This is a genomic window from Nocardia sp. CC227C, assembly GCF_030767025.1.
GTDB lineage: Bacteria > Actinomycetota > Actinomycetes > Mycobacteriales > Mycobacteriaceae > Nocardia.
In genome coordinates this window covers 364451-387511 of sequence record NZ_JASITE010000004.1, presented here as the reverse complement: position 1 = coordinate 387511, position 23061 = coordinate 364451, and the positions used below count along the sequence as shown (strand labels likewise).

The following is a 23061-nucleotide window of genomic DNA, read 5'->3' as shown; positions in this document are numbered from 1 at the left end:
GTACGCCCAGAAGTCTCCACGGTCGTGGCCGCCGGTCCGCGTCCCGATGTGAGTGGATTCGCGCGACCGGCAGCAGACGTGGAGAGGCGGGCAAGCCCATGGTTAACCTGATCAATCTGGAGCAGGTCGGCAAGAGCTTCGGTATCAAGCCGCTGCTCGACAATGTCTCGCTCGGTATTCACGAGGGGGACCGGATCGGGGTCGTCGGCCTGAACGGCGGGGGCAAGACCACGCTGCTGGAGGTGCTGACCGGGATCGAGGGGCCGGACAGCGGCCGGGTGAGCCGCATGGGCGGGCTGCGCATGGCGGTGGTCACGCAGCGCGGGGTGCTGCCGGACGGGGCGACGGTCGGGGAGGTGGTGCTGGCGGGGCTGGCGGAGGATCAGCAGATGTGGGCATCGTCCGCCGATTCGACCGCGGGTGGCGGTGGGGCCGACGGTGTGGCCGAACACGAGTGGGCGTCCGATCCGCGGATTCGGTCGGTGGTCGAGGGCATCGGCATCGCCGATCTGGGCATGGACACGCTCGTCACGAACCTCTCCGGTGGTGAACGCCGCCGTGTCGCCTTGGCAGCGGCCCTGGTGCGCGAACTCGATCTGCTCGTGCTCGACGAGCCCACCAACCACCTCGATGTGGAGGGTGTGCAGTGGCTGGCGCGGCATCTGCTGGCCCGGCGCAGCGCCCTCGTGGTGGTCACCCACGACCGCTGGTTCCTCGACACCGTCGCCACCCGCACCTGGGAGGTGGTGGGCGGGAAGGTGGAGACCTACGAGGGCGGCTACAACGACTGGATCTTCGCGCGCGCCGAGCGGGCCCGCCAGGCCGACGCCGCCGAGGCGCGGCGGCAGAATCTGGCGCGCAAGGAGCTGGCGTGGCTGCGGCGCGGCCCGCAGGCACGCACCTCCAAGCCGCGCTACCGGGTGGAGGCCGCCGAGGCGCTGATCGCCAATGTGCCGCCGCCGCGCGACACCGTCGAACTGGCCTCCTTCGCGCGTAAACGCCTGGGCCGAGTGGTGATCGAACTCGAGGACGTCACCCTCGCCACCCCCGACGACCGCGAGCTGGTGCGCGACCTGACCTGGCGGCTCGCGCCCGGCGAGCGGGTGGGCCTGGTCGGAGTCAACGGCTCCGGCAAGACGACACTGCTGCGTGCCCTGGCCGGTGAGACGGACCTGAAGGCGGGCAAGCGGATTCAGGGGCAGACCGTCCGCATCGGCTGGCTGCGGCAGGAACTCGACGATCTGCCGCTGGATATGCGGGTACTGGAGGCGGTTCAGGATGTCGCGCAGCGAATGATGCTGGGCGACAAAGAGATCTCGGCGGGTCAGCTGGCCGAGCGGTTGGGCTTCACCCCGGCCAAGCAGCGCACCCCGGTCGGTGACCTCTCCGGCGGCGAGCGTCGTCGGTTGCAGCTCACCCGCATTCTGATGAGCGAACCGAACGTGCTGCTGCTCGACGAGCCCACCAACGACCTCGATATCGACACCCTCCAGCAGCTCGAGGACCTGCTCGACAACTGGCCGGGCACCCTGGTGGTGATCTCCCACGACCGCTACCTGATCGAGCGCATCTGCGATTCCACCTGGGCGCTGTTCGGTGACGGAAAGCTCACCAATCTGCCCGGCGGCATCGAGGAGTACCTGCGCAAGCGTGCCGCCCTGACCGAGGCCGGGAACGCCCCCGCCAAACCCGGGGGCGGCCAGGCGAATACCGCGACTCCCACCACGGATTCGGCCGCCTACCGCGCCGCCCGCAAGGAACTCGCCAAACTGGAACGCTCCATCGAGAAGCTCACCGACCGCGAGCGGAAGCTGCACGCCGCCCTCGCCGAAGCGGCCACCGATCCCGACAAGCTCATCACCCTGGGCGGCGAGCTGAAGCAGGTGCAGGCGGAGAAGGACGCGGCGGAGGAACGCTGGCTCGAACTGGCCGACAACGCCTGAGCCTCCCGATCACACGCGGCCTCCGGTCGCACGCCGTCTCCGGTCGCACGCCGTCTCCGGTCGCTCGTCGGTGGCGGCCCGCGGGTGGCCTTCCCGCGCCTGCCGCATGCCGACGGCCGCCGTGGCAATGCCGGTGTGAGCCGCGAACCGCGAGCCGCAGCCGCTCCGGTCGGCTGCCGCCGCGAACGACGCGGGGGCGGCGGCGGAACCGCGGCGGGCCTACAGCGCCTGATCCAGGCTGGGCACCGGGAGGCAGGTGCGCACGAAGCCGCCGCCGAAGCCGGTCAGCTCGATGGTGCGGTAGAGGACCTTGGTTCCGAAGCCGGTCCGTTTCAGCAGCTTTCGCGCTTCGGGTATGGCTTCCAGCAGTTGGTACCGGTTGGGATTGCCGAGCGGTTCGCGGCCCAGGTCGATCAGGCCCAGGCGGCGCAGGTTGGTGAGGTATTCGTCGGTGCGGTTGGGATAGCGCAGCCCCGCGTCCTCGCCGAGCAGGTTGAACCAGCCGCCGCGGGTGCCGGAGGTGCGGCTGAGGCGGATGTCCATGGCGGGCTGCGGCCCGTCGAGGTAGAGGAAGCGGACTATCCGGGCCTCGTCGGGGGCCAGCTCGCCCAGGATGCGGGCGTAGGCGGGATGGCTCTCCTCGGCCCCGTGCAGATCGGCGGACTGCCGCAGGAGTTCTGCGCCGCGCGCCCGCAGCGCGGTGACCGTGGCGGTGTCCGGCACCGGTTCGGGACCGGGCGCGTGCTGCACCCCGAGCGCCTGCCGGAGCGAATCCCGCACCTGGGCGCCGGCTTCGGTCAGGATCTCGCGGGGCGGCTGCCCGGACATGCTGCCGCGCAGCACGGTTCCGGTGACGCCGAGCGCGGTGCCCACGCCCCAGGCCGTCACCTCCGTCAGCGCCGACCACGCCACCCGCACCACACCGGTGGTGGTGCGCACGGTGCTGGTGCGCTCGGGTTCGGGCACGACCGGTACGGGCGGTGTCGGTCGCACGGCGAGTTCGGTCGAATACTCCCGATCGTCGTCGTCCGCATCGGATTCGCTCAGATCCATGTGGTCGCTACTCCTGTTCCGAAGACCAGGATGTGAGCGTAGCCCGCGAGCAGCCCGAGCGCGCCGCCATGGACGAACAAAAGCCATTCGTCTTGTTTGATGGCCGATCGCAGCATGTCCACGAACTCGGGCGGGCTCAGCGCCGACATTTGTTTGGCGATGTACTCCGAGACCTGTTTGCCCTGTTGCACATTGAACGACGGGTCGGCGAAGGCGATGGGCGCGATGCGCGTGGCCTCGGCGGTGAGGGTCGACTGGAGGGTGTCGTACTCGCGGCTGCCGAGCATGAACTTGACCGCGCCCTTGGCCGGACCGAGGGCCCGGTCGGCGGCCGGTCGCAGCATGTCCTCCAGCATCTGCACGGTCCGGTCCGAGCGCGGCCCGTTGAGCAGCTCGTCACCGATATTGGCCACGGTCATGATCTCCCGCGATACCAATTCCGCATAACCCTCGGTGATCTCGGGCTGTCGCTTGATCAGCAACCCTTGCCGCCACGGGCACCACCACTTGGGGTAGGCGGGCTCGAAGATCAGGTTGATGCCAACCCAGTTCACCACCCAGCCGATGACGATGCCGCCGATGGGGAGCACCACCCAGGTGTTCAGCCAGGAGATCTCATAGATCCGCCCGGTCTGCAGGATGGCGACCAGGATCAGGCCCATGGGCGCGCCGAAGTAGAAGCCGAAATTCTGCATGAACCGCAGTTCCTTGGCGCCCAGCACCTGGAAAACACTGTTCAGCAACTGCGGGCGCGCCTGGAAGTAGCGAATCACCATCTGCTTGACGTCGAGCAGTTGATCGATGTTGGCGCCGAGTTCATCGGTGAGCTCCCGCAGAATATCCGGCAGCTGCTGCCGGACGCGTTCGTGAATGAGCTCCCGGACCTGCGTCGGCAGGTTGTACCAGAGTTGCGGATGTTCCCGCTTCAAGATCTCTTCAACGATGTCGCGGATCTGAAGTTCCGCTATTTCGGTCAGGTGTTCGGCCAGTTTGTCGGGTTCCAGTTCCCGATAGAAGTCCGCGACGCTCCCGAGTTTGGCCAACCCCTTGTCCACCGCGATGGACGCCATCTTGTCCGCACGTGACGGAACGATCCCCTGCCATCCCATCCGCCCGTCGTACTGCAGCAGCGGCAGCACCTGAATTCGCTTGGGCAGGTACGGAAACAACGCCGCCAACCCCGGCATCCGGACGCCGTGGAAGTTGAGCGGTTTGAACAGCATCAGCACACCGGTCCAGTTGGTGATGTAGCCGATGACCCCCGTGAACAACGGAATGGTAATGATCTCCAGCAGAATGGTCGGGTGGATTCCGAAAACACTCTCTAGCACGACACCCTCCTGCCGACCCCTACCGGTACGAGCCGCTGTACCGGCACGCTCAAGTTAGCACCCCGTCGGCAGTCGGACCTTACTGTCGATTCAGGTAGCAGGTCCACTCGCGGTTCTCCGGTCGGCGAGATCTCGGTCACAATGGTCCGCCCCGATGTGTCGTCGTCCGGGCGCTGCCGCCACAATGGCGGGGACCACAGCCATATCCCATTCGGTTGACGGTGTCGGGGGTCATGTTGGGCGAGTGTCGCCGGGCGAGGACGGGGTAGCCTTCGCATGGCTGACCGGTTCACCGTGCCTGGGGTCTGTCGGCGGCATAATCTGTGAACGGTTTCGTTCACCTGGCGAACTTCGGAGTAGACGTGGCAGACGACAGGACCGGGCAAGCGGTGGTCCGTCCGGGTTCCCGTGCCGTGGAGCGCAGCTCGGATGTGGAGCAGCGGCAGATCAGCAATGAGGCGCGGCTGATTCGCGGGGCATTCCGTGCGGCCGGCCTGGCGGTCGGCACGGCGGTGCGCAGCGGGCAGTGGGCGGTCGACACCTCGTTCGAGATCACCAAACAGCTCACCCAGGCCGCGTTGGACGGCGAGTCGTCGGCCGATATCGCCGAGCGGACGGGGGCGGCGCTGCGGTCCATCGCGCGCAGCGCACTCGGCGTCACCGAGGGGTCGGTGCGCGAGATCGTCAGCTATGTGCCCACGCCCGTGGGTCCGGCGCACCAGGCGCTGCCGGTCAACGGCAGCCTCATCCGCTCGGCCAGCGCGGAGGATCTGCGCCGCCGCGGCGACGCGCTGCTGGCGCGATCGGCGGATGTGTACTTCACCGAGGCCGTGCATCCCGCCTACGACCGCATTCTCGACGAACTGGCTCCCGATGAGGCGCGCATTCTGCGATTCATGGCCTTGAACGGCCCGCAGCCGTCGGTGGACGTGCGCACCAACCGGCCGCTCGGCATCGGTTCGGAACTGGTGGCGGGCGATCTGACCTCGGTGCCCGAGCAGGCGGGCGTGCGCTATCCGGACCGGTCACGCCTCTATCTGATCAACCTGAACCGGTTGGGCCTGACCGCGACCTCCGACGATCCGGTGGTGCTGAGTCGCTACATGGTGCTCGAGGTGCAGCCCGTGGTGGAGGCGGCCCTGAAGAAGGCCGGACGGGTGCCCAAGATCGTGCGGAAGAGTCTGCGGCTGACCGAGTTCGGCGAGGACTTCTGCCACACCTGCTTCAACATCGACTCGTGACCGCCGGTCCGGCATTCGATACCGCTGGGATGCCGGGGCGATAGCGAATCGGTACAGATCTGCGCCAATCGGCGAGAATCCCGTATCCGTGATGGGATTGTGGGAGGTATGGACGCCGATGCCGTCGCCGCGATCAGCCGGCTGAAGTTCCGCTACCTGCGCGCCCTGGACACCAAGGCGTGGGACGAGTTCGCCGACACCATGGTCCCGGAGGCGACCGCCACCTACAGCGAGTATCTGCAGTTCGAATCCCGCGACGCCTTCCTCGCTTTCATGCGGAACACGCTCGGACCGCACGTCATCACCGAACACCGCTGCGACCACCCGGAGATCGACGTGGACGGCGATACGGCCACCGGCACCTGGTACCTGGCCGACACCGTGCTCATCCCCGGCCACAATATGCTGCTACGCGGGGCGGCCTTCTACACCGACAAGTACGTGAAGTGCGGGGACGGGTGCTGGCGTATCGCACACACCGGCTACGAACGCACCTACGAGGTGGTGCTGTCCCTCTCCGACCTGCCCAGTCTGCGGCTCACCTCCAGCCGCTGGGGGCTCATCGCCCGCGAACCCGCGGATGCGAATCGCGGCGAGCCCGGCCCGCCCGAAGCGACCATGGGCTGAGCGGTCCATGGGCTGAGCGGTCTCCGGACGCACCGACGGCCCGCGCGCTCTCGTCCGAGCGGGCGACGGGCCGCCGCGAGCCGGTCTATTCCACGCCCGCGACCAGGGGTTCGAGGGTGAGGTTCGGCAGCTCCTTCTGGATGTACTGCAACTTCCACTTGTCGCCGAACAGCGCCAGCAGCACGCCGTCGCTGCGGGTGAACACCTCGACGCCGCGCTGGCGGGACAGTTCCGGGGCCGATTCGGCGTCGGTGCGCCGGGCCAGCGAGTAGGGGAGGCGGTCCAGCTGGGTCTCGACAGTGAATTCCGCCTGCATGCGGGCGGTGACGACCTCGAACTGCATCGGGCCGACGGCGGCCAGCACCGGGGTGGCGTCGCCGCGCACGTCGTTGCGCAGCACCTGCACCACGCCCTCGGAATCGAGCTGGTCGATGGCCTTGCGGAACTGCTTGTACTTGCCCGCGCTCCGGGCGCGCAGGGTGGCGAAGTGCTCCGGCGCGAAGGACGGGATGGGCGGAAACTCCACCTTCTTCCCGGCGAAGAGGGTGTGGCCCGGGGCCAGCGCATTGGCGTTGACCAGGCCGACCACATCGCCCGGATAGGCGGTGTCGACCGTGGTGCGCTCGCGGCCGAAGACGGTGAGCGCGTACTTGGTGGCGAACGGTCGTCCGGTCTGGGCGTGCGTCACCACCATGCCGCGCTCGAACTCGCCGGAGACCACGCGCATGAAGGCCAGCCGGTCACGGTGGGCGGTGTCCATACCGGCCTGCACCTTGAACACCACCGCGCTGAACGGATCGGTCGTCTCGCGCGTTCCGCCGTTCACGTCCTTGCGGGCGGCGGGCGGCGGGGCGAGCCGCACCAGCGTCTCGAGCAGTTGGCGCACACCGAAATTCAGCATGGCGGAGGCGTAGATGACCGGTGAGGTGTGGCCCGCGAGGAACAGCTCCTGGTCGTGGTCCTGGCCCGCGGCGGAGAGCAGTTCGCTCTCCTCGGCGGCGGTGACCCAGACATCGCCCTCGCGTTCGAGTGCCTGCTCCGGGGTGTAGTGCTCCTCGGGCGCGATGGTCGCGCCGCCCGCGGTGCGGGTGAAGTGGATGTACTCGACGGGAGCGCCCTCCTCGCCGCGCCGCAACAGGCCGCGGAAGTCACCCGCGATGCCGACCGGCAGGAACAGCGGGGTGGGGGTGAGCCCGATCCGGTCCACGATCTCGTCGAGCAGTTCGAGCGGGGCCTGACCCGGCCGGTCCCATTTGTTGATCACCGTGACGACCGGGATGCCGCGATCGCGCGCGACCTGGAACAGCTTGAGCGTCTGCGGTTCCAGGCCCTTGGCGGCGTCGATGAGCATGACCGCGGCGTCGACCGCGGTGAGCACGCGGTAGGTGTCCTCGGAGAAGTCGGAGTGACCCGGGGTGTCCACCAGATTGATGACGCAGTCGCCGTACTCGAACTGCAGGGCGGTCGAGCTGACCGAGATGCCGCGCGCCTTCTCCATCTCCATCCAGTCGGAGACGGTCGACTTGCGCCCGGACTTGCCGTGGATGGCTCCGGCCTCGGAGATCACCTTGGCGTGCAGGGCCAGGGCCTCGGTGAGCGTGGACTTGCCGGCGTCGGGATGCGAGATCACCGCGAAGGTGCGCCGCCTCGAGACCTCGTCGGCCAACCGTCGCGGGACGGTGTCGGTCGGGGTGGTCGGGGAAGTCACGGGAGCTCCTTCGGGACATCGGCAACCGATCCAGGGTAGCGGGCCGGACTTGCCCGCCCGCCCCTGGGCTGGACAGGTTCAGGGGGAGCGCACCGGCTCGATACCGCCCCGGAGCCTCCCGAACTCGCGGTCAGGTGTCAGGCCGCAGGCCGAGGCGGGTGAGGTTGGCGTTCAAGGTCAGGCAGAACGGGTGTCCGGCCGGGTCCAAGAGCACCCGGAAGCGTTCGGGGGCGGGTTGTTTCACCACCGGGGTGGCACCGGCCAGGACGGCTTCGGCTTCGGCCGCATCCAGGTCGTCCGCGCCGAGGTCCAGGTGGATCTGCTTGGGCAGGGCGTCCTCGGGCCAGGTGGGCGGGCGATAGTCCTCGACGCGGGTCGCGGACACCAGCAGGTCGCCGACCCGGGTCACCGCGACGGTCGCGCTGGAGTAGGTGATCTCCCCGCCGAGCAGTGTCGACCAGAAGGCCGCCAGGGCGGCGGGGTCATCGCAATCGAGGGTGATGGATCCCAGTCGCACCATGCTCACCCCCGCGATTCTAGGCTGCGCCGATCCCGGACCTGGAGCCGAGATCGTGCGCGGACCGCGGCGACGCCGGTGACCGGGCAGGGCCGGGCGGGGCATGCGGCGTCGGCGCGCGGGGAGTCGGTCGCCGCACTCGCGGTGCGTAGCGGACGGCGTCGCGTGGTGGCGGTGCGTAATGGCTGGTGGTTGGTGGCGGTGCGCGGTGGTTGGTGGCGGTGCGCGGTGGTTGGTGGTGGTGCGTGGTGGCGTCCCGTGGTGGCGGTGAGTGGTGGCGTCGCGCTGTGCGTCCGGACGGGTGCGCGGTGCAGAGACTGATCGGTTTGGACAATTCGGGGTGCGGTCCGCGCGAGAGGGATCTAGGCTTCGAAGCGGCGCATGTGGCACGCCCCGGGACGGGGGTGCGTTTTCGGGGTGGATTCCGCCCGTGTTAATCTCTTCGGGTTGTCTCGGCGAGGGTGTTGGCACCTGTGCCCACCGTGATCGACGCGGCTCGGCTATCGGCCGTCCATGTTCGTTCTCCCTTGCCGGACGAGCAGACCAACACCAACCGGGGATGGGTCCCCTGGTGTGCAGCCGACAGAGTCCGAGCCGTAGGAGTAGAACCTCTCATGTCCGACGCCAACCTTCTCGAAGCCACCGTACGCACCGAGTTCGGCAAGGGCGCCGCGCGTCGCACCCGTCGCGACGGCAATGTTCCCGCCGTGCTGTACGGCCACAACTCCGATCCCCAGCACCTGGCCGTGAACGCCCAGGCCTTCGCCGCCATCCTGCGTGAGCACGGCGCCAACGCCATCCTGAACCTGGAGATCGGCGGCAAGAAGCAGCTGGCGATGACCAAGTCGGTGGTCGTTCACCCGATCCGCCGCTACATCGAGCACGCCGACCTGCTGGTCATCAAGCGCGGCGAGAAGGTCGTCGCCGACGTGCACGTGACCCTGGTCGGCGACGCCGCCGCGGGCACCCTGGTGACCCAGGAGACCACCACCCTGTCCGTCGAGGCCGACGCCATGAAGCTGCCCGAGGCCATCGAGGTCTCCGTCGAGGGCATCGAGGCCGGCACCCAGATCACCGCCGGTGAGATCGCCCTGCCCAAGGGCGTGACCCTGGCCGGCGACGCCGACGCGCTGATCGTCAACATCATCGCCGCCCCGGCCGCCGAGGCCGCCGAGGGCGAGAGTGCGGCCGACGGCGAGGCTGACGCCGAAGCCGCCGAGTAATACTGCTCCGCAACGGTTCACATGACCGAGGCAACAGCCGGGCCCGCGCTGGTGGTCGGTCTGGGTAATCCCGGACCCGAATACGAGCGCACCCGGCACAATGTCGGTTTCCTGGTCGCCGACGTGCTCGCGGGGCGCGTCGGCGGTCGTTTCACCGTGCACAAGAAGTCCGGCGCGGACCTGCTGGAGGCGCGCCTGGACGGGCGCAAGGTGCTGATCGCCAAGCCGCGCACCTTCATGAACCTGTCCGGCCGCCCGGTCGCCGCGCTGGCCCGCTTCTTCTCCGTGCCCGCGACCGAGGTCATCGCGGTGCACGACGAACTCGATCTGCCGTTCGGCACGGTGCGTTTGAAGCGCGGGGGCGGCGAGGGCGGCCACAACGGCCTGCGCTCGGTCTCCCAGTCGCTCACCACCAAGGACTACCTGCGGGTCCGCTTCGGCATCGGCCGACCGCCCGGCCGTCAGGACCCCGCCGACTTCGTGCTGAAGCCGTTCTCCGGCACCGAGCGCAAAGAGCTCCCGGTGATCGTCGAGCAGGCCGCCGACGCGGTGGAACTGCTGCTGCGCGTCGGCCTGGAACCGGCGCAGAACCAGCTGCACTGAGGTACCGGCTGCGCCGGGGTACCGGCTGTGCTGAAGTACCGGCTGCGCTGAGGTATCAGCTGCACCGCGGCCCCGAGCGGGTCAGCGGCGACTCAGCTGCTCGATCACCAGCTCAACGAAAGTCATGACGGGCGTGGACGTCTCATCGTGCCGGGTGGCGCAGTACCAGGTCCGCCGCTCCGCGACGGCCCCCACGCGGACGGTTGTCACATCGTCGCGCCCCCGAGTCCGCTCGGCGACCCAGGCGGGCATGACCGTCACCGAATCTCCCGTCGCGACGAGTTCGATGACCACATCGAATCCGGTCGCCACCGTGGTCAGCCGACCGTAGCGGGCGCCCTCCGGCACCGGCAGCGGCGGTGCCGGAATCCGCTGCTGGTCATAGGAATCCGGAAGCACCAGGTGTACGTCGTCGAAGTCGGCGGCGGTCACGTGGTCGCGCCGCGCCCACGGATGGCCGGCCGCCACCACCGCGCGCATTTCGTCGTCGAACAGCCGCTCCAGCCGCACCCGGTCCATGCGGCGATCCAGTTTGGCGATCATGGCGACATCGAGCCGATCCTCGAGCAGGGCGTCGATCATCTCGTCATCGCGCACGGTCTCGACGCGAATCTCGGCATCGGGCATGCGCTGGCGGAAACGGGTGAGCACCATCGGCATCCACTCGTAGCTGGCCGCGCACTGGGACGCGATGCGCACCGGGCGGGTGCGGCCCGTGCCGAGTTCGAGCAGATCCATACGCGCCGAGCGCAATTCGCCCAGCGCGCTGCCGGCGGCCTGGAGCATGCGCCGACCGGCGTCGTTGGGCACCAGATTCCGTCCGCGCCGGTCGAACAGCGGCAGGCCGAGGCGGCCCTCCAACCGCAGCAGCCGCTGGCTCAGCGCGGGCTGGCTGACGTAGAGGTGGCGGGCGGCGGCGGTCAGCGTGCCGTGACTGCCGAGCGCCTCCAGCAGTTCGAGGTCACGGATATCGACATCCATAACTTCAGCTTATATGCGCTATCCAAGCTATGTCGTGGTGTTATCTCTTCGCGGTTCCTAGCGTTGGTCTCGCCACCAGTTGAAAGGAATCGCAGATGAGCACCATCGTCGTCGTCTACCACAGCGGCTTCGGCCACACCCGCGAGCAGGCCGAGGCAGTGCGCCGGGGCGCGGCCTCGGTGCCGGGCGTCGAGGTCACCCTCGTGTCCGTCGACGAGTACGAATCCGCCTGGGCCGCCATCGATGCCGCCGACGCCATCATCTTCGGCACCCCCACCTACATGGGCGGGCCGTCGGCACCGTTCAAGGGGTTCCTGGACGCCACATCGGGTCGGTGGGCGCAGCAGCAGTGGCGGGACAAGCTGGCGGCGGGATTCACCACCTCGGCGGGGGTGAGCGGCGACAAACTCGCGACGCTGCAAGCGCTGTCGCTGTTCGCCATGCAGCACGGCATGGTGTGGGTGGGGCTCGGCCTGCTGCCCGGCAGCTTCGAGGAACCGGCCGACCTCAACCGCGTCGGCGGTTTCCTCGGCGCGATGGCGCACGCGCCCGCTGACGCCGCACCGGAGGTCGCCCCGGGTCCGGGCGATCTCGCCACCGCCGAACACCTGGGCCGACGCGTCGCCGCCGCGACGGTGCGGTGGACGGGCGACCGCTCGCTCGCGCGGGTCGGCTCATGAGCACCGGGAGGACGGCGGGGTCCGGCGACGGCCGGGCACGCGATCTCGCGGAAACCAGGCCCGCCGCGGCGGTCCACCGGGATGCCGGGGTGCGTGACGGTTCGCCCGCGCCTGGCGGCGGGGCGCACGGAAACGGCGTGGTCCGGCACTCGGCGGCGAGTGGCGGTGCGGCGGTGGGCGGCGGTGCCGAAACGGGTGTCCGGGAGGCGCTGCGGTTGTACTTCGACGGGCTCTACTACGGCGATATCGCCTTGCTGGACAAGGTCTTCCATCCGCAGGCGATCTACGCCACCGCGACCGAGGGATCGTTGCTGCGGCTCACCATGGCCGAGTACTTCCCGATCGTCGCGGCACGGGAAGCGCCCGCGACCCGCGGTGACGAGCGGCACGACCGCATCCTGTCGGTCGAGTCGGCCGGTCCCGTCACCGCCCTGGCGCGTGTCGAATGCGCGCTCGGGCCCAAACGATTCACCGATCTGCTCACCTTCGTTCAGGTGGACGGCCGCTGGCGGATCATCGCCAAGGTCTTCCACTACGACCTCGTGGAGAACTGATATGCCCTATGTCAACATCAAGATCACCGATGAGGGTGTCACCCGCGAGCAGAAGGCGGAACTCATCACGGGCGTCACCGACCTGCTGGCGCGGGTGCTGCACAAGGACCCGGCCACCACCTTCGTCGTGATCGATGAAGTGTCCCTCGATGATTGGGGCATCGGTGGCCTGCCCGTGGCGGAGTACCGGCGCTCAGTCGGTCGCTGAAGGTCCGGTGGAGCGGGACAGTTGGGCGGTGGCGGCGCGGCGGAGTTTGCCGGAGGAGGTCTTCGGCAGCGCCCCGGGGCCGAGTACGGTCACACTGCGCGGGCGCACACCCACCTCGGTGAACACGGCGTGCACCACCTCGTGTTCGATGCGCCGCACCTCCTCGGGGTGCTGATGCTCATTGCTCTCCACCACCACGGCGAAGCTCTCGCGCTTCTGACCCGCGTCCAGACGCACCGCCACCGCGTTGCCGGGCCGAACGCCCAAGACCCGCATGGCCGCTCGCTCGATATCGGTGGGGAAGATGTTGCGGCCGCCCATGATGATCACATCCTTGATGCGGCCGCACACCACCACCAGGTTCTCCTCGGTGAAGTATCCGATATCCCCGGTGTCGAGCCAGCCGTCCGCGTCCTGTGCGCTGCGGAAGCCGTCCACGGTGACGTAGCCGGAAGTCACCGCCGGACCACGCAATTCGATGACTCCGACCGAACGCACCGGCAGCGGCTGCCGGTCGGCGTCCACCACCCGGCCCTCCAGATTGTCGACCAGATAGCCGAGGGTGGGCAGGCGGCGCAGATTGCCGTAGTGGTGTTCGGGATGCCGGACGGGCACCGCCTTGCCGATCGCCTCCAGCAGGTCGGCGTCGACGATATCGACCACCTGCCCGAGTCCGGGATCCGGAATCGACACGGCCAGGGTGGTTTCGGCCATGCCGTATACGGGGGTGAGAGCCATGGGGTTGAGCCCGAAGCGCCTACCGGCCGCGGCCAGGGCGTCCATGGTGTCGGGATCGACCGGTTCCGCGCCGTTCCACATATAGCGCACACTGCTGAGATCGACCGCGTCGTCCGCCGCCATCCGCAGTTTGCGGGCCAATAGCGAGTAGGCGAAATTCGGTGCCGCGGTAACGGTTCCCCGGTACTTGGAAATAAGCTCCGCCCACAGCATCGGCCGCCGCAGGAAGTCCAGCGGCGTTACGCACACCACTTCCGCGCCGAATTGCATCGGCACACTGAGGAATCCGACCATTCCCATATCGTGGAACAGCGGCAGCCAGCTGACCATCACATCGTCGTCGAGCTGGAATTTCACCCGATCGAACATGGCGTAGGCATTGACGAAGAAATTCCCGTGCGTTATCCGCACCGCCTTGGGCGAACCCGTGGACCCGGAGGTCAGCTGCTGCAACGCGATATCGGATTCCTCGGTGGGCAGCGGATCGGTATCCGCACCGCCGCGCAGCTCGTCCATGAGCACCACCGTGATGCCGCGTTCGACCAGCAGTGGCGCGGCGGCCTCGAAGGGGGCACCCAGCACGACGGCGCGGGCGTCGATCATGCGCAGCACCGTCTCGGTATCGCGCGCCCACATCTGGAGGTCGGTGCGCGGCGTCGGCTGATGCAGCATGGTGATGGACGCCCCGCGCATCCAGATGCCCTGGCAGGCGGGCGCGATATCCACCGGCATCCCCGCCAGCACGCCCACCGCGTCCCGGTGTCCGATACCCGCCGCCGCCAGCCCGCCCGCCATGCGCCGCGCGATGGCGTGGATCTCGCCCCAGGTCTGGCGCAGCGGTGCATCCGGCTCACCGGTCACCAGCCCGCGAACCGATGTCCGTGCCGTCGCATACATTTCCTCGGTGAACCGGCTCACGTCGCACTCCCTCACCCTGTCTCCGCGGTCGGGGACACTCCCACTATCCCGCCGACACGCGGGTCTGTTAACCCGGTTTCGCCTAACAGGAGGGTGTACGTCGGCGTGTTACCGATTGGTTCGTTTCGTGAGTGTCGTGACTGCTGCGACGAATCGGTCCAGGTCGTCGAAGCTGACGAAGCAGTGCGGCGAGGCGCGGACCACCGCGCGCAGATCGCGGGCCGTCATATCGAGCAGGGTGGATCCGCGCTGGCTCACGGTGACGGTCACCGACTCGGCGGCGAGCCGGTCGCGCACATCCGCGGGCTCGAATCCGGCGACGGTGAAGGACACGATGCCCGCGTGCTGGGTGCCGCGGTCGTGCACGGTGACGCCGCCGATCTCGGCCAGTGCCTTGCGCAGGTACTCGGCGCGTTCGGCGATGGCCTGGTAGACCTGCGCCGGACCCAGGTCGAGCAGGTATCGCACGGCCGCGCCCAGGCCGAGGCGCGCGGCCACATCGCATTCCCAGAACTCGAAGCGTCTCGCCCCGTCGGCCAGGCGGTAGTCGTCCGGTGCGGTCCATTCGGCGCTGTTCAGATCGAGTCGTCCGGGTTCCATGGTGGCCGCGAGTTCGGGGCGCACGTACAGGAAACCGGTGCCGCGCGGGCCGCGCAGCCATTTGCGGCCGGTGGCCGACAGGGCGTCCACCTGTAGCTCGGCCACGTCGAGGGGGAGCTGCCCGGTGGACTGGCAGGCGTCCAGCAGCACCAGCGCGCCCTCCCGGTGCGCGATGCGGGTGGCGTCGGCGACCGGGTTCACCAGGCCGCCGTTGGTGGGCACGTGCACCAGCGACACCAGCTTCACCCGCTCGTCCATCATGGCCGCGAGGGCGTCCAGGTCGAGTTGACCGCTGCCGTCGCCGGGGATGGCCTCCACCGTGGCCCCGGTGCGGCGGGCGCGCTGGAGTGCCGCGATGGCATTGCTGCCGTAGTCGGTGCCCGAGATCAGAATGCGGTCGCCGGGCCCCAGCGGCACCGAGTAGAAGAAGTCGCTCCACGCCCGGCTGGCGCTGTCGCTGAGCGCGATGGCGTCGGCGTCGGCATTGATCAGCGTGCCGATGGCGGTCTTGACGGCGTGCAGGTCGTCGAGGCGTTCGTTGGCGGCGCGGTAGCCGCCGATCTCCGCCTCGCGGCGCAGATGGCCGACGGCGGTGTCGACGACTACGCGCGGCGGCAGTGAGGAACCGGCGCTGTCGAGGAATACCCGGCCCTCGCAACCAGGGGTGTCGGCGCGCAACTCGGAGAGGTTCAGCATGTCATCGACCATATCGACTGGTTTGCCGGCGACCCGTCCGTTCGGTCCGAATCAGCCGCGACGGCGACTCGGAATCAACCGCCCGGCCTGCGGTGTTCCCCGTTTCGTCACTTTTGATGTCGGAGACCGTCGCTACTCTGGTTTGGTCGGCGTGCGTCGCCCCGACTCGAGAGCGGAGGTTGACATGGCTGTGACCGCATCCCGCACGAAGCCGCCGCGCGCGGTGCTCACGGATGGTCGGGCGGACTCCGCACCCGAGGTGGGGCTGTCCTCCCGGGCCGCGGCCGAGGCGTATATCGGAGGTGTCTGCTTCAAGCTCGGTCCACCGGCACTCATCGGAGCCGAACTGGAGTGGCTCACCGCCCGGGGTGAGCGTTCGGCCCTGGATTCGCGTCCGGACCCGACTGTGCTGGCGGACGCGCTGGGACCCTATGCGCCACAGTCCATTTCCCCCGATTCTCCGGCCGTCGCGCTGCCAGGGGGGAGCCGGGTCACCCTCGAGCCCGGTGGTCAGATCGAATTGTCCAGCGCCCCTTTCCCGAATGCCACGGAACTGTGTGAGCGCCTGCGATACGACGCCTCCCTGCTGCGGGAGCTGCTCGAATTCCGAGGTATCCGAACCTATTCCGCCGCCGCCGACACCGAGCGTGCGGCGCGGCGGGTGCTGCGGCTGCCGCGATACCGCGCCATGGAGCGGGCCTTCGGCGGTATCGGGCCCTACGGCCTGCTCATGATGTGCAATACCGCCGCCACCCAGGTCAGCGTGGACGCGGGGGCCGATGCCGCGGAGGTGACGGCCCGCTGGACCGCCCTCTACACCATCGGCCCGGCACTGGTCGCCGCCTTCGCCTGTTCCCCGGCCCTGCACGGGGCGCCGCAGGGGGAATGGGCGTCGCAGCGTATGCGCACCTGGCTGCGGTTGGACAATCCGCGCACCCGTCCGCCGGTGCACGAATGGGCGGATCCCGTCAGCGGCTATGCGCGCTGGGCGCTCGACGTTCCGCTGCTGTGCGTGCGCTGCGACGGCGGGGACTGGTCCGCGCCGCCGGAGGCGACCTTCGCGGACTGGCTGTGCGGGGCGCTCGACGACGAGATCGGGCGGCGACCCGACCTCGCGGACCTCGACTACCACCTGACCACGCTGTTTCCCCCGGTTCGGGCCTCCGGGCATCTGGAGGTCCGGTATATCGACGCCCAGCCCGGTGCCGGGTGGACGGTGCCCATCCACGCCGTGGAAGCACTGCTGTCGGCACCCGCCGTGGTGGCGGAGGCGACGGCCGTGGCCGCACCGACCGCCGGGCGCTGGTCCGAGGCCGCGCGCGGTGGACTGGCCGATCGGGAACTGCGCACGGCGGCCGTGGAACTGCTCGAACTCGCCGCCGCGCACGCCACCACGCGCGAGGCCGCCGCGGAATTGACGGCGGCGGCGCGGCGCGGCGAGCGAGGTATCAGCCCGACCGAGGAATTCGGAGCTCTCTCATGACCATTCACCTACCCGGCAGTGACCGCGCCGAGACCGAACGGCTGCGCGGGCGGATCGCCGACGCGCTGGAGCGGGCCCGGCGGCGCACCATCGCCCTCACCGACTGCGTGGACGAGGCCGAGCTGGTGGCCCAGCATTCGCGCATCATGAGCCCGCTGGTGTGGGATCTGGCGCATATCGGCAATCAGGAGGAACTCTGGCTGGTCCGTGACGTGGGCGGGCGCGAGCCGGTGCGCGCCGATCTCGACGAGCTGTACGACGCGTTCAAGCACGCGCGGGCGAATCGTCCGGCGCTGCCGCTGCTGTCACCGGACGAGGCCCGCGCCTATGTGGGCACCGTGCGGGACAAGGTGTGGGATGTGCTGGACCGCAGCCCCTTACACGGTGGTGAACTGGTCGAGCAGGGGTTCGCGTTCGGCATGATCGCCCAGCACGAGCAGCAGCACGACGAGACCATGCTGGCCACGCATCAGCTGCGGGCGGGGGAGGCGGTGCTCGCCGCACCGCCCGCACCGTCCGCCCGCGGGCCGGTGGGCGGGGAGATCGTGGTTCCCGCGGGCGAATTCACCATGGGCACCGATGACGATCCGTGGGCGCTGGACAATGAGCGGCCCGCACACCCGGTGTGGGTGCCCGGTTTCGCCATCGACGCCGCGCCGGTCACCAATGCGCAGTACCTGGAGTTCATCGCCGACGGCGGCTACGACCGACCCGAGCTGTGGTCCGAGCGCGGGTGGGCGCATCGGGTCGAGGCGGGGCTGGTGGCGCCGCAATTCTGGGAGCAGGACGGCGGCGGCCGTTGGTGGCGGCGGGTTTTCGGCACCATGACCCCGGTGCGGCCGCGGCAGCCGGTGGTGCACGTGTGCTGGTTCGAGGCCGAGGCGTACGCCGCCTGGGCGGGCAAACGGCTGCCCACCGAGGCGGAATGGGAGAAGGCGGCCCGATTCGATCCGAATACCGGCCGCTCCCAGCGCTATCCGTGGGGTGCGGACGAACCCTCCGAGGCCACCGCCAATCTCGGGCAGCGGCATCTGGAACCGGCGGAGGTCGGCGCGTACCCGGCCGGTGCGTCACCGCTCGGCGTCCACCAGCTCATCGGTGACGTGTGGGAGTGGACCGCTTCCGGTTTCGACCCCTACCCGGGTTTCCGCGCTTTCCCCTACCGCGAGTACTCCGAGGTCTTCTTCGGCGGTGACTACCGGGTGCTGCGCGGCGGTTCCTTCGGCGCGGACCCGGTGGCCTGCCGCGCCACCTTCCGCAATTGGGACCACCCCATCCGCCGCCAGATCTTCTCCGGCTTCCGCCTGGCCCGCGACCTGCGATCGGACGACCGCTGATGTGCCGCCACATCGGCTACGTCGGCCCGCCCGTCCCCGTCGGCGACCTGCTCACCCGAGGCCCCCACTCGCTGCGCAGCCAGTCCTGGGCTCCGCGCGACATGCGCGGCGGCGGCACCATCAACGCCGACGGTTTCGGCGTGGCCTGGTGGCTCCCACCCGAGGTCGCCCCCGCCGACCACGGCGCGGGCACCGCCTGGCACGGCGGCACCGCCCCGGACGTGACCGCCTTCGCCCGCGCCGAGCCGCACACGGCACCCGAACCGGGCGCGGCGGATGCGGCGGCGGTCGCACCGCGGCGATCGGGCATCGAGCACGGGTCCCCCCACCGACCGGCCGAACCACCTCGGCCCGGACACCCGAGCCCGGCTTCCGAATCAGCGGGTCCCGAACATGGCTCCGCGTCGTCCGGTGGCGGCAACACCCCCGGCGCGGCCGGTGGGGGTGGTGTGTCCGGCGCGGCCGGTGGGGGTGGTGTGTCCGGCGCGGCCGGTGGGGGTGGTGTGTCCGGCGCGGCCGGTGGGGGTGGTGTGTCCGGCGCGGCCGGTGGGGGTGGCGTGTCCGGCGCGGCCGGTGATGGCGAGTCCGGGCCGGGTGATCGCGGCGGGGCGGGGGCGTTGTCGGTCAGCCGTTATCGCAATGCCGCGCCGATCTGGACCGATCCGGCCGTGGACGAGGTGCTGCCGCAGATCCGCTCCACGGCGGTGCTGGGTGCGGTGCGCTCGGCGACGGTCGGGCTGCCGCTGGATCGGGGGGCCTGCGCGCCCTTCATCCGTGGTCGCTGGGCGTTCAGCCACAACGGGGCCATTCCGGGGTGGCGCGACGTGCTGGCGGATGTCGCGGCGGAGTTCGGTTCGCCGCCGTTGCTGGAGGCGGAGTCGCTGACCGACTCCGCCGTCCTCTGGGTGATCCTGCACGACCTGCTCGATCGGATATCCGGCGGTGACGCCGAATCCATCGCGCACATGCGGACTGCGACAGCGCGGCCGCGTGAACGAGGACGCGGTGAGAACGGAGTCGGCGCGGGCCGAGGAGACGAGAGCTCGGCCGGTGCGAGCGGAGCCGCCCACGGCGGAGCTGCTGATGGCAGCGGCGGTGACAGCGGGATCGGTGACAACGGGATCAGTGACAGTGGGGCTCCGGACAGCGGGGCTCCGAACAGCGGGATCGCCGCGGGCGAGCCGGGTGGCGCGCGGGCGGCGCGCGGTCCCGCTCCTGCGGTGGCTCGTACCGCTGCGGTCGATTCGGCTCGCGCGACGTCGGCGCGGGATGATCCCGGCGGTGGCCGCGGGGCGGAAGCGGTCGCGCGGGCGCGGGAGGACGGCACGGCGGAGGCAGCCGTGCGAGAGCCCGGTGTGCTCGGTTCGGGGGCGGGCGTCGATCCGGCCGCCGTACTGCGGCTCGTCATGGCGGCGGTGCTGGAGCGGTCGCCGAAGGCGCGGCTGAATCTGCTGCTGGGGGATGGGGAGACATGGTGGGCCACGACCTGGCATCACTCGTTGTCGGTGCTGGTCACCGACACCTTCGCGATTATCGCGTCGGAGCCCTATGACGACGATCCACGGTGGCGGTCGATCGCCGATCGCCGGGTGGTCGTCGCGGGGCCGGGGCGGCTGGTCGTGGAGGACTTGGCTATCGAAACGGGAAGGGCGCGCTCATGACTGCCGCGACGCTGGAAATCCATCTGACCGACGACGACCTGACCGCGGCGCTGCGGTCGGACGCCCGGACCGGGCTCACCGCGACGCCGAAATGGCTGCCACCCAAATGGTTCTACGACGCACGCGGCAGTGAGCTGTTCGAACTCATCACCGAGCTGCCCGAGTACTATCCGACGCGCACCGAACGGGCGCTGCTGGAGCGCGTGGTGGGGGAGATCGCGCGCACCGCCCAGGCCGAGGTGCTGGTGGAGCTGGGTGCGGGGTCGGCGGCCAAGACCCGGCTGCTGCTGAATGCGCTCAGCGTCGAGGGCCCGTTGAAAACATATGTGCCACAGGATGTATCGGCGACCGCCCTGCGGGCCGCGGCGGACGAGGTCGCCACCGAGTTCCCCGCGCTCGCCGTGCACGGCGTGGTCAGCGACTTCACCGCCACCCTGGACAATCTGCCGCGGGGCGGGCGGCGCATGATCGCCTTCCTCGGCGGCACCATCGGCAATCTGGTGCCCGCCGAGCGCGCCGAGTTCCTGGCCGGAATCCACGCTGTGCTGGAGCCGGGGGAGCAGCTGTTGCTCGGTGCGGGGCTGGTCATCGATCCGGCGGTCCTGGTTCCCGCCTACGACGACGCCGCCGGTGTGACCGCGGAGTTCAACCGAAATGTGCTGCGGGTGCTGAACTCTCGGCTGAACGCCGACTTCGATCCGGAGAAGTTCGCCCATATCGCGCTGTGGGACACCGAGAACGAATGGATCGAAATGCGCCTGGAGGCCACCGAAGCCATGACCGTGACGGTCCGTGATCTCGACCTCACCGTCGACTTCGCGGCGGGTGAGCAGATGCGCACCGAGATCTCCGCCAAGTTCCGCCGCGAAGGACTCGAAACCGAGCTGGACGCGGCTGGTTTCGCCACCGAGCGGGTGTGGACCGACCCGGACAGCCGCTTCGCCCTCCTGCTCGCCGAGCGACGCTGACCGCGCAGCGGAGTCATGTGGTGTTCCGGTGGCTCGTGACCGGGTGACCGCACATGCGGTGAGCTGCGGCGATCGTAACCGTGCGACGGTGAACCGGGTGACGCGACAGGGTCAGCGTTGCGCGGTCACCGCCGCCAGCCACTCCACCAGTAGTCGCAGATCCTCCCAGGCGGCCCGCACCTGCCCGGCGGCCTTCGCCGTGGTGAGCCAGGTGGGTGCGCCGAAATCCCTGGTGGCGACCAGGGACTGATGGCGTAGCAGGTCGATGCGTGGGTGCTCGGCGGTGAAGCCCTTGGGCTTCGTCTTCAGCTTGTCGCCGCCGATCGTGTATCCGGCGGCATTGGTCTGTTCGAGTAGGCGCTCCAGCTCGGTCCCGCGCACCTCGTCGTCGATGGCGGCGCGCAGGGCGGTCCGTTGGGCGGGCGAGGCCGTGTACAGCCCGCCCGCCACGAACAGCCCGCCCGCACCGATCTGTACGTACCATCCGCACGATTCGGCGGCGTGCACCACCGCGCCCTGGTGGTTCTTGTACGGCGACTTGTCCTTGGAGAACCGGACGTCCCGGTACGGCCGGAAGATCTTGGCCGCGCCGAAGTCCGGCTCCAACTCCGCCGCCAGCGCCCGCATGGGGTCGCGCACCGACTCCTCCCAGACCCGTTTGTGCGCGTTCCAGAAGGTTTTGGAGTTGTCGGCCTCGAGATCCTCGTAGAAGTCGAGTCCGGCGAGCGGAAATCCGGTGAACTCCATCGCGATCAGCTGGTGGGTACCAGACCGGTGCCGACGATGGCGAACCCGATGGCGAGGCCGACGACCATGCAGACACCGGAGGCGATGGCCGCCCACTTGCCCAGCGGTTCGCCCTTGCTGTTGCCCACCAGACCCAGGATGATGCCCGCGATGCCGAATCCGGGCGGACAGAACAGCAAGGAGATTGCCGCGCAGACGAATCCGATGATGGAGAAGATCTGGGTGCGGGGCTGCTGCGGCGTGTTGAACGCCTGCTGCGGATACGGCTGATACCCCTGCTGCCCGTACGGCTGCTGCCCGTACGGCTGCTGGCCGTAGGGCTGTTGTCCGTAGGGCTGTTGCCCGTAGGGCTGTTGTCCATACGGCTGTTGCTCATAGGGCGGCTGCCCGTATCCCGGCTGGCCGTAGGGCTGTTGCCCGTACGGCGGTTGTTCGGCGGGCTGTCCGTACGGTTGCTGCGGGTACCCGCCCTCGGTCTGATCACCCGGCCGGTAGCCGTACTGCCCGCCCGCGGGATACTGCGGCGGCTGCGGGTACTGACCGGGCGGCGGTGCGCTCTCCCCGGGCGACGGTGTTCCCACCTCGGGCGGCGGTGTTCCCTCCCCGGGCGACGGTGCGGCCGCCCCCGGCGGCGGCGCACCCTTCTGGAGCGACGGCGTGTCGCCGCTGTCGGACGGGCGGTCGCCGGTCTCGGAATCGCCGGGAGAATCCGGGCCCTGTCCGGGCAGTCCGTACTGCGGTACGCCGGGCGCGGACTCCGGAACGCGCCGTGTCGCGTCGTCCCCCGACTCGCCACCGGCCTTCGGATCGTTCGGGTCGTTCGGTGGGGTGCTCATGACGCGCCCTCCTCACTGGTGCTGTGAACGCTTTCCATGGGTATCACAGCGCGCCGCGTTTCGGCGAAAGCGCGGCGGTTCAGTCGCCCGGTTCGTCCACGATCTCGAGGGCCGCGACCTCGGCGGGCCGGTCGTCCTCGGCGCGTGCCTCCTCGCGTCGGCGGCGGCGCGTCCACTCCTGATCGAGTTCGCTCTCGATGCCGAGGCGGCCGTGGTCGTCGTTCTCGCGATTGCGGATGATCAGGTCCTCGGGCGGGTCGGCGATATAGCGCTCGTACTCGCGGACCTCGTCGGCCTGGTCGTCGTCGCCGAGGTCGTAATCGAGGTCGGTGTCGTCATCGTCCATGTCGAGGACCTCGTCCATCAACTGGTCGTCGTCATCGGCCATGGGCCACCACCTCTCCGCGC

22 protein-coding genes are annotated in these 23061 nt (G+C 69.5%); 12 read left to right on the top strand and 10 right to left on the bottom strand.

Annotated elements, in window-relative coordinates:
• The first annotated feature begins 98 nt into the window (after nucleotides 1–98).
• Nucleotides 99–1943, top strand: a complete 1845-nt coding sequence (locus QMO76_RS10365) for an ABC-F family ATP-binding cassette domain-containing protein (RefSeq protein WP_306360981.1) — start codon at nucleotides 99–101, stop codon at nucleotides 1941–1943.
• A gap of 219 nt (nucleotides 1944–2162) precedes the next feature.
• Here QMO76_RS10365 and QMO76_RS10360 read toward each other — a convergent pair whose 3' ends face one another.
• Nucleotides 2163–2996, bottom strand: a complete 834-nt coding sequence (locus QMO76_RS10360) for an Abi-alpha family protein (protein WP_306360980.1) — start codon at nucleotides 2994–2996, stop codon at nucleotides 2163–2165.
• On the bottom strand, nucleotides 2987–4327 hold the full coding sequence (locus QMO76_RS10355) for a hypothetical protein (RefSeq protein WP_306360979.1): 1341 nt from the start codon (nucleotides 4325–4327) through the stop codon (nucleotides 2987–2989). The genes QMO76_RS10360 and QMO76_RS10355 overlap by 10 nt, the downstream gene beginning before the upstream one ends.
• 362 nt (nucleotides 4328–4689) lie before the next feature.
• Here QMO76_RS10355 and QMO76_RS10350 point away from each other — a divergent pair, with 362 nt between their 5' ends.
• Together QMO76_RS10350 and QMO76_RS10345 are read left to right on the top strand one after the other, a co-directional pair.
• Nucleotides 4690–5568, top strand: a complete 879-nt coding sequence (locus QMO76_RS10350; protein WP_306360978.1) for an Abi-alpha family protein — start codon at nucleotides 4690–4692, stop codon at nucleotides 5566–5568.
• 108 nt (nucleotides 5569–5676) lie between these two features.
• The gene (locus QMO76_RS10345; RefSeq protein ID WP_306360977.1) at nucleotides 5677–6195 is read left to right on the top strand and encodes a nuclear transport factor 2 family protein; all 519 of its coding nucleotides are present in this window, start codon (nucleotides 5677–5679) and stop codon (nucleotides 6193–6195) included.
• 85 nt (nucleotides 6196–6280) lie between these two features.
• Here the strand turns inward: QMO76_RS10345 and QMO76_RS10340 are convergent, their stop codons facing one another.
• Nucleotides 6281–7903 (bottom strand): peptide chain release factor 3, encoded by a 1623-nt coding sequence (locus QMO76_RS10340; protein ID WP_306360976.1) that lies wholly within the window; start codon nucleotides 7901–7903, stop codon nucleotides 6281–6283.
• A gap of 130 nt (nucleotides 7904–8033) precedes the next feature.
• Nucleotides 8034–8423: a VOC family protein gene (locus QMO76_RS10335; RefSeq protein ID WP_306361148.1), complete on the bottom strand. Its 390-nt coding sequence runs from the start codon at nucleotides 8421–8423 to the stop codon at nucleotides 8034–8036.
• 611 nt (nucleotides 8424–9034) lie between these two features.
• Between QMO76_RS10335 and QMO76_RS10330 the strand changes: the two genes are divergently transcribed.
• Nucleotides 9035–9643, top strand: coding sequence for a 50S ribosomal protein L25/general stress protein Ctc (locus tag QMO76_RS10330; protein ID WP_306360975.1), 609 nt, complete (start codon nucleotides 9035–9037; stop codon nucleotides 9641–9643).
• A gap of 21 nt (nucleotides 9644–9664) precedes the next feature.
• On the top strand, nucleotides 9665–10246 hold the full coding sequence (gene pth, locus QMO76_RS10325) for an aminoacyl-tRNA hydrolase (protein WP_306360974.1): 582 nt from the start codon (nucleotides 9665–9667) through the stop codon (nucleotides 10244–10246).
• An 81-nt stretch (nucleotides 10247–10327) separates the two neighbouring features.
• Here the strand turns inward: pth and QMO76_RS10320 are convergent, their stop codons facing one another.
• Nucleotides 10328–11227, bottom strand: a complete 900-nt coding sequence (locus QMO76_RS10320) for a LysR family transcriptional regulator (RefSeq protein ID WP_306360973.1) — start codon at nucleotides 11225–11227, stop codon at nucleotides 10328–10330.
• Between the two features lie 95 nt (nucleotides 11228–11322).
• Here QMO76_RS10320 and QMO76_RS10315 point away from each other — a divergent pair, with 95 nt between their 5' ends.
• The 3 genes from QMO76_RS10315 to QMO76_RS10305 are packed head-to-tail and all read left to right on the top strand — an operon-like array spanning nucleotide 11323 to nucleotide 12669.
• Complete coding sequence (locus QMO76_RS10315; protein WP_306360972.1) at nucleotides 11323–11907, top strand: flavodoxin family protein; 585 nt, start codon at nucleotides 11323–11325, stop codon at nucleotides 11905–11907.
• Nucleotides 11904–12461, top strand: coding sequence for a nuclear transport factor 2 family protein (locus QMO76_RS10310; RefSeq protein ID WP_306360971.1), 558 nt, complete (start codon nucleotides 11904–11906; stop codon nucleotides 12459–12461). Before QMO76_RS10315 ends, QMO76_RS10310 begins: the two co-directional genes overlap by 4 nt.
• Nucleotide 12462: 1 nt before the next feature.
• On the top strand, nucleotides 12463–12669 hold the full coding sequence (locus tag QMO76_RS10305; RefSeq protein ID WP_306360970.1) for a 4-oxalocrotonate tautomerase family protein: 207 nt from the start codon (nucleotides 12463–12465) through the stop codon (nucleotides 12667–12669).
• On the opposite strand, the gene QMO76_RS10300 is transcribed toward QMO76_RS10305, so the two are convergent.
• Together QMO76_RS10300 and QMO76_RS10295 are read right to left on the bottom strand one after the other, a co-directional pair.
• Complete coding sequence (locus QMO76_RS10300; RefSeq protein WP_306360969.1) at nucleotides 12655–14325, bottom strand: fatty acyl-AMP ligase; 1671 nt, start codon at nucleotides 14323–14325, stop codon at nucleotides 12655–12657. The two genes, QMO76_RS10305 and QMO76_RS10300, sit on opposite strands and share 15 nt — an antisense overlap.
• Nucleotides 14326–14433: 108 nt before the next feature.
• Complete coding sequence (locus QMO76_RS10295) at nucleotides 14434–15621, bottom strand: aminotransferase class V-fold PLP-dependent enzyme (protein ID WP_306360968.1); 1188 nt, start codon at nucleotides 15619–15621, stop codon at nucleotides 14434–14436.
• Between the two features lie 184 nt (nucleotides 15622–15805).
• On the opposite strand from QMO76_RS10295, the gene egtA reads away from it, so the two are divergent.
• Genes egtA through egtD form a run of 4 tightly spaced genes read left to right on the top strand, consistent with a single transcriptional unit; the run spans nucleotide 15806 to nucleotide 21070 of the window.
• Complete coding sequence (gene egtA / locus QMO76_RS10290) at nucleotides 15806–17104, top strand: ergothioneine biosynthesis glutamate--cysteine ligase EgtA (RefSeq protein ID WP_306360967.1); 1299 nt, start codon at nucleotides 15806–15808, stop codon at nucleotides 17102–17104.
• Nucleotides 17101–18441, top strand: a complete 1341-nt coding sequence (gene egtB / locus QMO76_RS10285) for an ergothioneine biosynthesis protein EgtB (RefSeq protein WP_306360966.1) — start codon at nucleotides 17101–17103, stop codon at nucleotides 18439–18441. Before egtA ends, egtB begins: the two co-directional genes overlap by 4 nt.
• The gene (locus QMO76_RS10275; protein ID WP_372341942.1) at nucleotides 18441–20102 is read left to right on the top strand and encodes a hypothetical protein; all 1662 of its coding nucleotides are present in this window, start codon (nucleotides 18441–18443) and stop codon (nucleotides 20100–20102) included. The genes egtB and QMO76_RS10275 overlap by 1 nt, the downstream gene beginning before the upstream one ends.
• A complete protein-coding gene (gene egtD / locus QMO76_RS10270; protein ID WP_306360965.1) occupies nucleotides 20099–21070 on the top strand; it encodes an L-histidine N(alpha)-methyltransferase in 972 nt (323 codons plus the stop codon). The genes QMO76_RS10275 and egtD overlap by 4 nt, the downstream gene beginning before the upstream one ends.
• A 111-nt stretch (nucleotides 21071–21181) precedes the next feature.
• Here egtD and QMO76_RS10265 read toward each other — a convergent pair whose 3' ends face one another.
• From QMO76_RS10265 to QMO76_RS10255, 3 genes are all read right to left on the bottom strand, one after another.
• Complete coding sequence (locus tag QMO76_RS10265; protein WP_306360964.1) at nucleotides 21182–21817, bottom strand: DUF2461 domain-containing protein; 636 nt, start codon at nucleotides 21815–21817, stop codon at nucleotides 21182–21184.
• A gap of 5 nt (nucleotides 21818–21822) precedes the next feature.
• A complete protein-coding gene (locus QMO76_RS10260; RefSeq protein ID WP_306360963.1) occupies nucleotides 21823–22653 on the bottom strand; it encodes a hypothetical protein in 831 nt (276 codons plus the stop codon).
• 79 nt (nucleotides 22654–22732) lie between these two features.
• Nucleotides 22733–23041: a hypothetical protein gene (locus tag QMO76_RS10255; RefSeq protein WP_029931257.1), complete on the bottom strand. Its 309-nt coding sequence runs from the start codon at nucleotides 23039–23041 to the stop codon at nucleotides 22733–22735.
• Between the last annotated feature and the right edge of the window lie 20 nt (nucleotides 23042–23061).